General features: G+C 33.0%; 14 protein-coding genes. 10 read left to right on the forward strand and 4 right to left on the reverse strand.

Annotated elements, in window-relative coordinates; all coding sequences use genetic code 11:
• Nucleotides 1–4: 4 nt before the first annotated feature.
• Nucleotides 5–559 (forward strand): hypothetical protein, encoded by a 555-nt coding sequence (locus tag FNW52_RS04830; RefSeq protein ID WP_143376335.1) that lies wholly within the window; start codon nucleotides 5–7, stop codon nucleotides 557–559.
• Nucleotides 560–631: 72 nt separating this feature from the next.
• On the opposite strand, the gene FNW52_RS04835 is transcribed toward FNW52_RS04830, so the two are convergent.
• Complete coding sequence (locus FNW52_RS04835; protein WP_143376336.1) at nucleotides 632–988, reverse strand: antibiotic biosynthesis monooxygenase; 357 nt, start codon at nucleotides 986–988, stop codon at nucleotides 632–634.
• Nucleotides 989–999: 11 nt separating this feature from the next.
• On the reverse strand, nucleotides 1,000–2,163 hold the full coding sequence (locus FNW52_RS04840) for a cytochrome P450 (RefSeq protein WP_143376337.1): 1,164 nt from the start codon (nucleotides 2,161–2,163) through the stop codon (nucleotides 1,000–1,002).
• A 79-nt stretch (nucleotides 2,164–2,242) separates the two neighbouring features.
• Here FNW52_RS04840 and FNW52_RS04845 point away from each other — a divergent pair, with 79 nt between their 5' ends.
• A complete protein-coding gene (locus FNW52_RS04845; RefSeq protein ID WP_143376338.1) occupies nucleotides 2,243–2,923 on the forward strand; it encodes a helix-turn-helix transcriptional regulator in 681 nt (226 codons plus the stop codon).
• Nucleotides 2,924–2,940: 17 nt separating this feature from the next.
• Nucleotides 2,941–3,372 (forward strand): hypothetical protein, encoded by a 432-nt coding sequence (locus FNW52_RS04850; RefSeq protein ID WP_143376339.1) that lies wholly within the window; start codon nucleotides 2,941–2,943, stop codon nucleotides 3,370–3,372.
• 476 nt (nucleotides 3,373–3,848) lie between these two features.
• On the opposite strand, the gene FNW52_RS04855 is transcribed toward FNW52_RS04850, so the two are convergent.
• Nucleotides 3,849–4,259 (reverse strand): OsmC family peroxiredoxin, encoded by a 411-nt coding sequence (locus tag FNW52_RS04855; RefSeq protein WP_143376340.1) that lies wholly within the window; start codon nucleotides 4,257–4,259, stop codon nucleotides 3,849–3,851.
• A 206-nt stretch (nucleotides 4,260–4,465) separates the two neighbouring features.
• On the opposite strand from FNW52_RS04855, the gene FNW52_RS04860 reads away from it, so the two are divergent.
• The 6 genes from FNW52_RS04860 (at nucleotide 4,466) to FNW52_RS04885 (ending at nucleotide 11,603) form a co-directional block, all read left to right on the forward strand.
• Entirely contained in the window at nucleotides 4,466–5,545 is a 1,080-nt protein-coding gene (locus FNW52_RS04860) for an AI-2E family transporter (protein WP_143376341.1), read from the forward strand.
• A 447-nt stretch (nucleotides 5,546–5,992) separates the two neighbouring features.
• Nucleotides 5,993–6,457, forward strand: a complete 465-nt coding sequence (locus FNW52_RS04865; protein WP_143376342.1) for a hypothetical protein — start codon at nucleotides 5,993–5,995, stop codon at nucleotides 6,455–6,457.
• 390 nt (nucleotides 6,458–6,847) lie between these two features.
• Nucleotides 6,848–8,359, forward strand: coding sequence for a T9SS type A sorting domain-containing protein (locus FNW52_RS04870; protein WP_143376343.1), 1,512 nt, complete (start codon nucleotides 6,848–6,850; stop codon nucleotides 8,357–8,359).
• Nucleotides 8,360–8,806: 447 nt separating this feature from the next.
• The gene (gene rlmD, locus FNW52_RS04875; protein WP_143376344.1) at nucleotides 8,807–10,219 is read left to right on the forward strand and encodes a 23S rRNA (uracil(1939)-C(5))-methyltransferase RlmD; all 1,413 of its coding nucleotides are present in this window, start codon (nucleotides 8,807–8,809) and stop codon (nucleotides 10,217–10,219) included.
• Between the two features lie 45 nt (nucleotides 10,220–10,264).
• Complete coding sequence (locus tag FNW52_RS04880) at nucleotides 10,265–10,804, forward strand: DUF6452 family protein (RefSeq protein WP_143376345.1); 540 nt, start codon at nucleotides 10,265–10,267, stop codon at nucleotides 10,802–10,804.
• A complete protein-coding gene (locus tag FNW52_RS04885) occupies nucleotides 10,776–11,603 on the forward strand; it encodes a DUF6048 family protein (RefSeq protein WP_143376346.1) in 828 nt (275 codons plus the stop codon). Before FNW52_RS04880 ends, FNW52_RS04885 begins: the two co-directional genes overlap by 29 nt.
• 212 nt (nucleotides 11,604–11,815) lie before the next feature.
• On the opposite strand, the gene FNW52_RS04890 is transcribed toward FNW52_RS04885, so the two are convergent.
• Nucleotides 11,816–12,052 carry a hypothetical protein gene (locus tag FNW52_RS04890; RefSeq protein WP_143376347.1) on the reverse strand — a complete coding sequence of 79 codons (237 nt, stop codon included), beginning with the start codon at nucleotides 12,050–12,052 and terminating at the stop codon, nucleotides 11,816–11,818.
• Between the two features lie 598 nt (nucleotides 12,053–12,650).
• On the opposite strand from FNW52_RS04890, the gene FNW52_RS04895 reads away from it, so the two are divergent.
• Entirely contained in the window at nucleotides 12,651–13,337 is a 687-nt protein-coding gene (locus tag FNW52_RS04895; RefSeq protein ID WP_143376348.1) for a peptidoglycan-binding domain-containing protein, read from the forward strand.
• Nucleotides 13,338–13,377 lie beyond the last annotated feature (40 nt).

Consider the following 13,377-nt stretch of genomic DNA (forward strand, 5'->3'; position numbering starts at 1 on the left):
AGAAATGAAAGATCTTATCCAGAAAAACATAAGCGGCAAAAAAGTGTTATTGCTTTTTATACTAGCCAACATAGTTTATGCCACCATGCTCATTATTACTATCCCCGAAGTAATGCATCATTCGGGAGGTATGAAAATCTTGGATATGATGCCTACGGGTTATGATTTTCATTATGTCAACACACTTTTCAATACCTTGGGAATACAAGGGCGACATGCCTATTTATATCATCAACTTCCGTTAGATCTAACATATCCCGCTCTTTTTGGAATTAGTTCTTGTCTAGTACTCGCCTATTTTCTAAACAAACTAGAAAGGTTAGACAGTCCGCTATTCTATTTGTGTTTGATTCCTTTATTTTCGGGATTATTTGATTATGGTGAAAATATTGGGATTATAAATATGTTGAGAGATTACCCAAACGTTAGCGTATTGCAAGTTCAAATTACAAGTGCTTTTTCGGTTTTAAAGAGTGTACTCACTTCTATTTATTTCATTATTCTTATTATAACTTTATTGGCTGTTGCCAAAAATAAATATTTCTCTAAAAAGCATTAAGAACAGATTCAGCAAGAAGAATTATAAATACCAAATTCTATTGCTGAATCCATGTTTAAAATCAATATAAAATCACTTCTGATTTTTAAAGTGAAATGTTTTACTGTCTTTTGGAGCTTCATTTCTATCAAACATTCCATAATCACGTTTTACCTCTGCTATTCGAAGGTGATAGTCTTTAAATATACCATCTCTACCTTTGGATTGTGCCCAACGATGCATTTCAAGACTCCTCCATTGTTGGATACTTTCTTCATCTTTCCAAAATGACAAAGACAAAACTTTTTCCGGATCGTTCAAACTCTGAAACCTTTCAATAGAAATAAATCCATCAATTTTATCCAATTCAGGTCTTAATTGGGAAGCGATTTCTAAATATTCTGCTTTTTTTCCCTCACTAGGGATTACTTCAAAAATTACTGCAATCATAGTTTTTTTTATTAAATTGAAATTAAAATATTCTTAGGTAGCCTAGCATTCGATAAGGGTTCATATTCAATATTTTCATCTAGAAGCGAGACATTTTTATATTGTTCAAATAAATACAGTAAAGTATCGGTAGCTAATCGTATCGAAAAATGTTTAGCCAAACATCCATGCCCTCCAATACCAAAGGTTAAATGCTCTCCATTATTAACACGTGTTGGATCGAAATTTTCAGGATTTAAAAACTGATTTACGTCCCGATTGGCAGAGGCAAGTACTAAAACTATTTTGTCTCCTTTTTTGATTACCATATCGTTCAGAACAATATCTCCTACTGCAACCCTACGTGTGGTATGAATAGGTGGATCAAATCTCAATGATTCTATTATGGCACTTTGCATCCAATCTCTTTCGATCGCTAACTTCAAAAGGGAATGATTCTTATTAAGTATTTGCAGCAAAGCATTACTCAAAAGCCCTCGTCCGGCATCATAACTTTGAATGAACAACCCAATTATATTACTCACACACAATGACAAAATTTCTTTTGCACTTATTTGATATTTTTCAAAAAGTGTTTTCTCTAAAATAGTATAAAAAGCAGAAGCAACTAAGTGTTTTTCGGCAATTTCATAAATCTCCTTTGCAATTGTATTGATAGCATCCACCTGCATTTGAGTTTTGTTTGGCAGCATTATTTTGGTAAGTTGTTCTATGTTTTCAGAAATAAAAAGGGAATCTTTATCATTAAAATCAAAACTTTTCAAAACCACCAACACAGGCAATTGTTTGCAAACAGAATTTACCCAATTCAATTCAGATTTGTTTTCTCTACTCTCTAGCAACTCTTCTAGAATTTTGTTAGTGGCCACGGCATTCATATTAGAAAATAAAAGCATAGCCACTTCCCTTGAGATATCATGCTTAATTCCATTACTCAACCGTGCCAACTGATTCGATATTTCTAAAGCACTGTCGTTTAAACCCTGCTCGTTGTTTGGGTTAATCTCTGGAATGTGAGCCAAAGTACTATTGAGAACTGATACACAGGCATCATACGAATAGAGCGCCCAAATTTGGTTTTCCTTGTCCCAATAAACGGGATTCTGGGCAATCATCGTTTTATAAAGACCATAGGGATCTTCAATTTCCGACTGTAAAAATAAAGTTGTTGTCATGTGATCTAAATTATTTTACAAAGATAATTACCTTTACCTCCTAACACTTCATTTTGCACTTAACTGTCGACCTCTATAAATGGAAAATCAATTTAAACAAATCGCTACTCTTATAGGTGACCCAACAAGGGCAACCATAATGTGGACTTTACTAGAAGGGAAAGCCTTTACAGCAACTGAATTGGCCATTACCGTTAGTACTTCCCCACAGAATATCAGTATGCATTTAACTAAATTAGTACAGGCAAACTTATTGGTGGTAGAAAGTCAGGGGAGACATAAATACTACCGCTTTGCCAGAAAAGAAATTGCATATGCCATTGAAGCCATGATAAGTCTGGTACCACCATCTATAAGTACCAAAAAAAACAAAACCGAAAAAGTCTCTGATATAAAACATTGCAGAACTTGTTATGATCATTTGGCAGGAAAAGTAGGTGTGGCTCTAACAGATAGTTTATTGCAGCAACAGTTATTGATTGACACCTCTGGAGGATTAGAAATAAGTCCTGAAGGTGAAAAATGGTTTACTGAATTTGGAATTCCATTAACCGTTTTAAAACAACAAAAGCGTTCTTTCCTTCGACCTTGTTTGGATTGGAGTGAAAGAAGACCTCATATAGCTGGTTCACTTGCCACGGCATTACTTGATAAAATGTTACACGAGGATTGGCTTCGTAAAACCAAAGACTCAAGAGCACTCATTGTAACTGCAAAGGGTAAAAAAGAATTTAAATCCCGTTTAGGAATTGCTGTCTAAATTATAAAAAAAAAAATATGTTCAATAAATCGAATTTTAAAGAGTGGTTTGACCGCTATAAATATTCAGAGCTTGCAGCCACAAGCGCAGCATTGCTTGCGTCACAATTCAGCAGAATTTTTAGTGGATTGACCACGGCATATATAATTACATTTGCCGAATATTTTGCGTTTTATGGTGTCATGATTTACAGATCCTATAAAACACATAAACTTCACCATGAGAAAACGACTCTAAAGGGAATCATGTACTTAATTCGGAATTTATTTCTCGAGTTTGGTTATCCAGCAGCTTTGGATTTCTTTTTTGTTCGCCCCTTTTGCATGTATTGGATGCCGATACTGACCGGGAATTATTTCCTTGGGATTATTGTTGGTAAAATTACTGCTGATTCTTTTTTTTACGTTTTATCGATTGTCAACTACGAATTGATTAAGAAAAAAGGATAGTCGTTTCTATAAAATAAGGGATTCTCTAAAATACAAAAGGTTCGGTTTAATCATAAACTGAACCTTTTGCTGTTTTATTATTGTTTTAAACCCAGATTCGGCATTAAAATTATAAATCACAACTCTGATAAAACAGCACCACTTTAACACAAATCACTAATTACAAATATATTGAGATTTCTGATTGTCTTTTTATAGCTCAAATATAACCTTCCTTACGTTGTAAAAACCCTGAAAGGGTGCAATGATTATAGAAATAAGTAATTCCATCATCCCAAAACCCCGAAGAGGTGGTATTATACCATCTGAATGTATTGATTATTTCGACGGATAATTTTTAATAAAAAAACTAAATAATTTCACCCCTTCAGGGTTTGATCGCCAACATTATGTATTTTCTATAATCATTTCACCCCTTTCGGGGTTTGGATGAGCTATAATTTATCTTCAACATGACGTCTAATACGGATTCAGGATTAAACCAAAGTAGCTGTTGTAGTAATTTCGGCATTGAGTAGTTTCGAAATCGGGCAATTTTTTTCCGCTTTTGTAACTAATTCTTGGAAAGTTTCATTCGAAATTCCGCTTATTTTAGCATTGACCGTCAATTGAGAACCTACAATTGTTCCTTCTACTAAATTAATAACGCATTTCGTTTCTATACTTTCAATTGCTGCGCTCGTTTCGCTAATAAAAGCAGAAAGCTGCATGGTAAAACATCCCGCATGTGCAGCAGCAACTAGCTCTTCGGGATTCGTACCTACTCCTTCTTCAAATCGGGATTTGAATGAATATTGTGTATTTTCTAAAGTTTTACTTTGTGTTGTTAATTTACCGGCTCCCTCTTTTAGTGAACCATTCCAAACTGCGGTTGCATTTCTCTTCATAATAGTTTTTTTTAGTTTACTCAAATTTAGCATTTTTAATGTAAAAAATGATCTTAGGAACTGATTCTTTTAACGAAATTCAATAATGAATGAGAACATAGAATGTCGTTCCCATAATATTTTGTACCTTGTAATTCAGTTATTTATCCTGTTAAAAGAAAATACCGTTTTACAAAAAAAACCTCAACAGTTAAAACAAAAACTATATGGCAGCAATTCCAAAAAAGCCTATTCCAACTGATTTTCCTAAAAAAATTACCACTCTTGAAATTTTTCAGTATCTATTTATCGCATTAGTGATCTTGTACTTTGGAAAAACGCTATTCATCCCGTTGAGTTTTGCCATGCTTATTAGTTTTATACTTTATCCTGTTTGCAAATGGATGGAACAAAAAGGAATACACCCCAGTGTAGCGATTGGACTTTCCTTAATTACTGTTGCCTTACTATTTGCTACGATACTATTTCTTCTTTTTACGCAAATTCTTCAATTTTCGGATGAATGGCAAACATTAGAACTAAAACTTGAAGAAACGTTAAATCAGCTGAGTGTATTTCTGACCGAACAATTTGGCGTAAACGAAGATAAACAACTGAGTTATATTAGAAATGCAGTAAACAATTCGAGTTCACAGATATTCACATTCCTTAAAAATACCGTTTATTCCTTTTCGGAATCATTGTATTATCTTCTAATAGTCCCCATCTTCTCGGCACTAATATTATCCTATCGCCAATTATTGATTCAGGCGCTGTACCATCTTTTTCCACCGAACAAAAAAGAAATGATACACGAAATCATCATTGAAACCATTCATGAATATTATAAATTCATAAAAGGCATGCTGGTGGTTTATTTGATAGTTGGACTTTTGAATAGTATTGGACTCGCCATCATTGGCATTCCCTACCCTTTCCTTTTTGGTTTCACAGCATCTATACTTACCTTTATACCGTATGTTGGTATTATGGTATCTTCACTTTTACCTATTACTGTGGCTTGGATAACGTTTAATTCTATTTGGTACCCACTGGGCGTTATCACAATATTTTCCGTAGTTCAAGTTCTCGAAGCTTACATCATATTTCCCTATGCGGTGGGAAGTCGCTTAAAGATAAATACACTCGCCATTTTGGTTATGATTATAGCTGGCGGAATTATTTGGGGGGCATCAGGAATGATTCTGTTTATTCCATTTATTAGCATCATAAAACTTATTGCTGATCGAACCGAAAGTCTTAAAACTTTATCCATGTTATTGAGTGATGGGAAGCTGAAACAATAGCAATTTCAATAGCAATTTCAATGGCAATTTTAATGGCAATTAAAAAACAACGTTTACCGTAAATAGTTTAAGTTTTCATTTAAAGATAAGAGATTCGAGCATTAATCCCAATCGAGTCAAAGTCTCCCCCCTAAACCCAATTCTAACCAACAACTTCCCTGCCCCCGAGTACTTCACTCAACTGTATTTTCAGAGGTGTTCAGCAAACCTAGTTTGCAGCGAAAAACCCGGAGTTCTGGAAGCATTGCAACACTTGCCCAGAAAGAGCGACTCCTCACCCCAGCCCGTCTCCAAAAGAGAGTGGAGCCAAAAAAGCTCCTTTCCGGACTTAGTGCTATTGCTTCCAGAATGAGGATTTGTACCGAAAAGCGGGATTAGCCACATAAATAAGGCTGTTTTTTTATACTTTATTTCTCTATTTTGCGTTTTTACAGAAACTTATATTATATGAAAAAGTTAATTATAATAGGGTGTCTATTATCGTTGATGGGTTGTAAAACTAAAAACGTAAACGGGAAATTAATGGGGAAAAGTGTTCTCCAAACAGAAATGAGCACAGCCGAAGAAGCGCAAAAAAACAAAGCCTACGAATTAGGCAAAAGGATTTTAACAACTTGTAATAACGCTAAATTCAAGCCTTTTACACAAAGTGAAGCCACTGACAAAGTAATTGCTAAATCTACACCGGAGAATATCAAACAAATCTGTGTGAAATACAACCTAAAATATGGTCTTTTCAAGGATCTTCAATTTGTAGAAATGATTCCAAACAAAACCGACAAAACAAATGTGTTTCGATTTAAAGCTCTTTTTGAATACGCTAAAGCCAATAAGGAACTTCGGGTAACCATGAACTCCGAAAACAAGGCTTCGGCAATCACGACCAAAGACTGGAAGGATATTTTTGAATAAACAGTTACACGCTTGATTTTTAGCATCATCTCGAACGCAGTAAAAAAACAACTAAGCTTTTACTTCATAATCTTGAGTATTACAAATTTTTTATACTTTTTTCGCTGAATCCTATTAAAATTAATTATTCGAAATTTTAGGAAGTCATCTATCCACTTCTTCTCCAAAAATATGCCTTTTGTATCAAAAAAGGAGATTTCGAATCGTCGGAAACCAAAATAAAAACGTTACTCTCCCAAAAATAGTAGAATTAAAATCTATAAATAAATTCAAAAGCCTTATTTCCAGACAAACAATTTAAAAAATAACTGGGCAAATTTTTTTTATTAGATTTAACCCGCTTTAGTAAGTATTTAATTATATTTGAAAAATAAAAAACAACTATTATAAATGAAAAAAACAATACTATTCGGGCTACTAATCTTTTTATCGTTGATGTGTACAAAAGTAATTGCACAAACAAATGTTAGCGGGCCATACTTTACAAATACAATTTGGAGCTTATCAGGTAGTCCATACAATTTAACTGGCGATGTTCAGATTCCAAATGGTGTATCATTAACAATCGAACCCGGCGTACAAATTAATTTCAACTCTGACTATGAAATTTTGATAAAAGGTACACTTGTTGCCAATGGAACAAATAATTTCCCCATCATATTTAATGGGAATTTTTCAGGCAAATCAATGCTTTTGTTTAAAAGTACAAATTTAAGCAATAGTCAATTATCTCACGTGAAGTTTATTGGTCCTAAAAATGCATTTCAGCTAGCAAATGAATCTGAATTTAATGAAGATTTAATTAAAAACTTTGGCACTTTACTAGTTTCAAATATTGTATTAACAAATACTAAAGTACAAAGTAAAGGTTATCAAAGTACCGCAAATTTAATTATTGAAAATGCAATAATTTCGGGAACAACAATTAAAGGAGTTTATCCTAGAAGTGAAAAAATTAAGGTGAAAAATAGCACCATTAATAATTCTTTAATAAATTCAGATTCATACAATTATGGTATAATAATAGATGAATGTATTATAGGAAACACTCAATTAAGTATAGGATGTTGCGGAGCAAATATTGAGATCATTAAATCTGAATTAACTGATTCTTACATTATTGATGGCCATGGTGATGCAAATGGACCTATTATAATAAAAGACAGTAAAATAAATAATACTCCTATAAATTTACCTGTAGCAAGATTAGAAATCTCAGAAAGTGAAATTAATTATAATACTTCAAATGGTTTAATCTTCGGTAATGGGAAATTTGAATGTTCACAAATAACAGGTAATAATATAGGTACTGCTATTAAAATAACTGGAGGTGGATATATGTGGGGGAATTTTGTCATGACAAACTCAACAATTAAAAACAATTCTATTGGACTAGAAATAACTAATTCTAACATTGTAACTATAGACAACTCTAATTTTTACGATAATACAACTTATAATATCCAAAATAAGTCAAGCAAAAATATAACAGCAATCAATAATTGGTGGGGAACTACTAATACAACTGCTATTAATAATTCTATTTATGATTATTATGACAATATAAATTTGGGGCAAGTGGATTATACCAACTATCGCCTTTTAATTAAAGATATCACAAATTGTTCTTCATCTCTTAATATAAGAAACTTCGAGAATAGCACTTTGTTTGATGGCGCTTCTATCTTCCCTAATCCAAACCTCGGAATAGTAAATATTGATTTGAAGAACTTAAAAGATGTAACTATTAAAGTTTTTAGTGTAAATGGGCAAATGATTTATTATAAAGAAAACATCAACGTTTTAACTTATCAATTCAAATTAAATGAACCGTCAGGATTATATATAATTGAATTAAGCTCTCAAGGTCAGAGACAATATTACAAACTTATGAAGATGTAATCGAACTGACAAAAATCAATCATTCCTAATCTTTTAAGTGCAGACAATTTAAAACTAAAAGCATGATTTGTAATCTGCTATCAATAAACTTCCGTTAGTCCCAACAAACAAAACAATTACTTATTAAAGATTATTCAATCAATCTAAATAGATTACTTTGCCCATTTAGATGATTTTATAATTCTTTTCAAAATCCAAACATTAAATGTAATCAAAAAAAAAAATACCTTCCTTAATTTCTCTTAAGGAAGGTTCTTTTTTAAATAAAAATGTCATTGCAAAAAATTACTAAAACAATAAAAAAACATTTGGTAATTGTTATCTTATGAAGGAAATACAGACATTCAACAAAATTATTTTTTCCTTACGAAAGAAAAACACACTTCCTTTTCAAAAAAAAATCACAATTAAAATCCATAAATAAATTCAAAGCCTTATTTTTGCGCTATGGCTAAGAAAAATACAGACAAAGTTGTCTTTCATCAAATAAAAGTCCTTGATGCTGGTGCAAAAGGCGTTTCGGTGGCAAAAGCTCCCGATGGAAAAGTTGTTTTTATCCCAAATGTAGTTCCCGGGGATGTGGTAGATGTGCAAACTTTCAAGAAGCGTAAGGCGTATTATGAGGGTAAAGCAGTTCATTTTCATGAATACTCAGAGCATCGTGTAGAGCCAATTTGTGAACATTTTGGTGTTTGCGGTGGGTGTAAATGGCAAAATATGAAATACAGCCAACAGCTGTACTACAAACAAAATGAGGTAAAAAACCATTTGCAACGCATTGGAAAAGTTGAACTTCCTGAATTTGAACCAATTTTAGGTTCTGAAAAACAGTTTTTTTATAGAAATAAAATGGAATTTTCGTTTTCGAACAGCCGTTGGTTGACCGAAGATGAAATTGGAAGCACCGAAGATTTAGGAAACAGAAATGCGCTTGGTTTTCATATTCCAAAAATGTGGGACAAAATCTTAGACATCAACAAATGTCATTTACAAGAAGACCCGTCGAATGCGATCCGTAACGAAGTTCGTGCTTTTGCTAACGAACATGGGTTGACTTTCTTTAATCCTAGAGCGCACGAAGGTTTACTAAGAACCTTGATGTTGAGAACAGCTTCGACTGGAGAAATCATGGTTTTGATTCAGTTTTTTGAAAACGACAAAGCCAACAGAGAATTGATTCTGGATCACCTATACGAGAAATTCCCTCAAATTACATCATTGCAATATGTGGTTAACAATAAAGCGAACGACACTTTATACGACACCGACATAAAATTATACAAAGGAAGAGATTACATCTTGGAAGAAATGGAAGGATTGAAATTTAGTATTAATGCTAAATCTTTTTACCAAACCAATTCGGATCAAGCCTACGAATTATACAAAATAACCAGAGATTTTGCAGGACTTACCGGAAATGAAATCGTTTATGATTTATACACTGGAACTGGAACAATTGCACAATTTGTATCTAAAAAAGCTAGAAAAGTAATTGGTGTAGAAAGCGTTCCTGAAGCAATTAAAGATGCTAAATTAAACGCAGAGCGCAATGAAATCACCAATTGCGAGTTCTTTGTAGGAGACATGAAAGTGGTTTTTAACGATAGTTTCATCGCACAACACGGCCATCCTGATGTGATTATCACTGATCCACCAAGAGACGGAATGCACAAAGATGTAATTGAACAAATTATGAAAATCGCTCCTGAAAAAGTGGTTTATGTGAGTTGTAACTCGGCTACACAAGCAAGAGATTTGGCTTTGATGGATGAAAAATACAAAGTAACACGAGTGAGACCGGTCGATATGTTTCCGCAAACGCATCATGTTGAAAATGTAGTCCTTTTGGAAAGACGATAAGCCACCACCCACCCCTAGCCCCTAAAGGGGAATACCTTAGACTATATGAAAAAAATAATTGCTTTTTTACTGATTCTCGGGTTCGCTTCTTCTAGTTGTGAGCCCGATGATATTTGTGATCCAAATACACCTACCACACCTAGGATGCTCATTAAATTTTACGACATTTCGAATGCGTCGCTTCAAAAAAACGTAACCAATTTAAAAGTGATTGGAGAAGGAGTGACGAATGGGGTTGTTTTAAATCCTACAGGAATTGGTGATGCTAAATATCTTACTAATGGGAACAGCATATTGCTTCCGTTAAAAACAGATGCTGATGTCGTGAAATACAAGTTTATTCTAAATTACGGCAACAAAAATCCTTTACTGATCAACGAAGATAATTTTGAATTTAAATATACTCGGGAAAATATTTATGTTTCTAGAGCATGTGGTTTCAAAACCGTTTTCAATTTAGATCAAAGCAATCCTTTTATACATACCGATTCAACTCCTGCCGATCAAAAGTGGGTAAAATATGTGATAGTGGAAAAAATTAACATAACATCCGAAAATGAGACAATCATTAAAATATTCTTTTAGTATTTTCTTTTTGTTGTCTTTGTTTTTTGTGAAGGCACAAGAAAAGACTACTACAACAAACATCCAGCAAGATGTAAAGATAACAGAAACCAAAAGTGTCGCTCCGATAAAGAAGAATTCAGAAAAAAAACTCGAAGCTGTAAAAACCGACACCATTAAACCAAAAACTGATCGTTACGGATTGATTGTTGGGGTAGATGTGTACAAAGCTACTCGTTCCTTTTATGATTCTGACTATAAAGGAATTGCTTTTGTAGGCGATTATAGATTGACAAAGAAATACTATTTGTATGGAGAAGTTGGTAATGAAAACATCACTATCGACGATGCACAATTGAACACTACAACCAAAGGTTCTTATGCCAAAGTAGGTTTTAATTACAATGCCTATACCAATTGGTTGGACATGGAAAACCTAATTACTCTTGGGATGCGCTATGGTTTTAGCACCTTTAGCGAACAACTAAACAGTTATGACATCTACAATCCCAATCCATATTTCGGACAAGCACCAACTATTACTTCGGGACAAATCCACAACGGATTAACCGCTAGTTGGGCTGAAGTAGCTGCAGGTGTAAATGTAAAAGTGTTTAACAATGTGTATGTTGGTATCAGCTTGCAATTGAAAATATTGGTAACAAATACTGAGCCTACCAATTTTGAGAATCTTTACATTCCAGGTTTTAACAGAACATACGATGGGAATTTTGGAGCTGGGTTTAATTATACCGTTTCTTATTTTGTCCCTATCTACAAAAAGAAAGTTATTCCAAAAAAAATAACTCCAAAGAAATAAAAGTTTTTTTTAAGACACCGATTTGCTACGCCTATTCGCTATCGCTGGGGTCACAGATTAGCACAGATTCTCAATTTGTGAAAACTCAGGAATCCCAATAGCTATCGGGAGTGTTCGTTTTTTTGTTAGGTTACGGTTTATATCAATAAATAAGGCGTACAATTGAATCTGAAAATTCAATTGTACGCCTTTTCCTTTTTGGTCTATTCTAATTATCCTATTTCCTTAATCCCCTTTATAAACAACCAAGACATGAATAATTTTTCGCCGTCTTTAGTCTTTGCTGCTTGAAATTTTGGAGACAAAAGAGTTCCTGCTACAAAAGCTACCATCGGAATCCAAAAGCCAGTCAAATTGGTATATTGCTCTACCAAATAACGGAATGAGATAAACAATATTGCAAAACAACCTAGATTGTATAGAAATGCTCTTACTTGTAATTTTGTCATTTTATCGTATTTAATTATGTTTTTCAAAATTAATTGAAAATCTAGAGAATTCTCAGAAAAAACTACTATTTATTTCCAGCGTTGAATTAATCGCTAAAGAAAGTTTTATTTAGCTAAAATTTAACAATAATTAACTTTCTTTAATTTTGTATTGATTTATATACTAAATTTATCGCTTCCAAAAACAAACTGTACATTCACCTAAATACCAAGTGAATACATTTACAATTAGAATCCCTACCCCCCTACTTTCTAATTCTTGCATAGCTAAATTAAAATTAGCGAAGAAATAAGCATGTAATAATTTTAAAACATAATACTATGGTAATTGATTTTTCTATCACAAGCGCTGTCACACCAAGCGGAAGAACCGTTTATAATGCGCAACTCATTAATTCAACCGAAACAAAATTTAACATTGGTGGTATAATTAGAATAACAACAGTAATGGATACAATAAAAAAACTAACCGATCTAGGTAAGTTCTAAATGAAATATGATCCTAATAGTGGTGAATTTGTAAAGATTTAGGAATGAATAAACCCTCGTAAGCCGAAAAGAGGAATATAGAGTAGGCAAAAAATAAATTATAAAAATCATGAGTACAGGTAAAGATTTAATAGATATTGCCAATCAACATATTGGCGAAAAATATATTTTTGGTTCAAAAGTTCCATACACCAATCTCAATTATACTGGTCCGTGGGATTGTGCCGAATTTATTTCTTGGTGTGTATATAAAGCTACTAGTTTACTTATTGGAGTGAAAAAAGGTGAAGCTTATACAGGATTTTGGGCTGATGACGCCAAAACAATGTGCAAAGAAATAACTATTGAAGAAGCAAGCATTACCCCAGGTGCTATACTATTACGAATCCCCCATGGCTCAATTATAGGTCATATTGTTTTTAGCGATGGTAAAAATCAAACAATTGAAGCTATGAGTACAAAAAAAGGTGTCACTAAAGGTGATATATCTGGTAGAACTTGGCATAAAGCGTTACTAATAAATGGAGTAACTTATACAAAAAATATTGAAACAATTACAAAAACGCACAAAGAACCAAAATATAACTTCTTCTTAAATACCCCTCTAATAAAAGACCCTATTATTCTAAAAGCAAAACAAGTATTATTAAGTCTTGGTATAAATCCAGGAGACTTGAATGACAATTATGATCAAAATATGCAAATAGCTGTACACAATTATCAACTAATGAAAGGATTAATCGTAGATGGTATTATGGGTAAACAAACTTTAAAAAGTTTAAAAATAATATTGTAAATAAACCCCTATAGCCGAAAAAAGAAATTTAAAAATATTG

Origin of the sequence: Flavobacterium sp. ZT3R18 (genome assembly GCF_007097385.1) — a bacterium.
Lineage (GTDB): Bacteria > Bacteroidota > Bacteroidia > Flavobacteriales > Flavobacteriaceae > Flavobacterium.

Excerpts from the sequence above, each read along its gene's own strand:
- FNW52_RS04830 (WP_143376335.1), top strand. The coding sequence starts at position 5 with ATGAAAGATCTTATCCAGAAAAACATAAGCGGCAAAAAAGTGTTATTG.
- FNW52_RS04860 (WP_143376341.1), top strand. The coding sequence starts at position 4,466 with ATGGCAGCAATTCCAAAAAAGCCTATTCCAACTGATTTTCCTAAAAAA.
- FNW52_RS04895 (WP_143376348.1), top strand. The coding sequence starts at position 12,651 with ATGAGTACAGGTAAAGATTTAATAGATATTGCCAATCAACATATTGGC.
- rlmD (WP_143376344.1), top strand. The coding sequence starts at position 8,807 with ATGGCTAAGAAAAATACAGACAAAGTTGTCTTTCATCAAATAAAAGTC.
- FNW52_RS04870 (WP_143376343.1), top strand. The coding sequence starts at position 6,848 with ATGAAAAAAACAATACTATTCGGGCTACTAATCTTTTTATCGTTGATG.
- FNW52_RS04840 (WP_143376337.1), bottom strand. The coding sequence starts at position 2,163 with ATGACAACAACTTTATTTTTACAGTCGGAAATTGAAGATCCCTATGGT.
- FNW52_RS04865 (WP_143376342.1), top strand. The coding sequence starts at position 5,993 with ATGAAAAAGTTAATTATAATAGGGTGTCTATTATCGTTGATGGGTTGT.
- FNW52_RS04835 (WP_143376336.1), bottom strand. The coding sequence starts at position 988 with ATGATTGCAGTAATTTTTGAAGTAATCCCTAGTGAGGGAAAAAAAGCA.
- FNW52_RS04880 (WP_143376345.1), top strand. The coding sequence starts at position 10,265 with ATGAAAAAAATAATTGCTTTTTTACTGATTCTCGGGTTCGCTTCTTCT.
- FNW52_RS04890 (WP_143376347.1), bottom strand. The coding sequence starts at position 12,052 with ATGACAAAATTACAAGTAAGAGCATTTCTATACAATCTAGGTTGTTTT.
- FNW52_RS04855 (WP_143376340.1), bottom strand. The coding sequence starts at position 4,259 with ATGAAGAGAAATGCAACCGCAGTTTGGAATGGTTCACTAAAAGAGGGA.
- FNW52_RS04850 (WP_143376339.1), top strand. The coding sequence starts at position 2,941 with ATGTTCAATAAATCGAATTTTAAAGAGTGGTTTGACCGCTATAAATAT.
- FNW52_RS04885 (WP_143376346.1), top strand. The coding sequence starts at position 10,776 with ATGAGACAATCATTAAAATATTCTTTTAGTATTTTCTTTTTGTTGTCT.
- FNW52_RS04845 (WP_143376338.1), top strand. The coding sequence starts at position 2,243 with ATGGAAAATCAATTTAAACAAATCGCTACTCTTATAGGTGACCCAACA.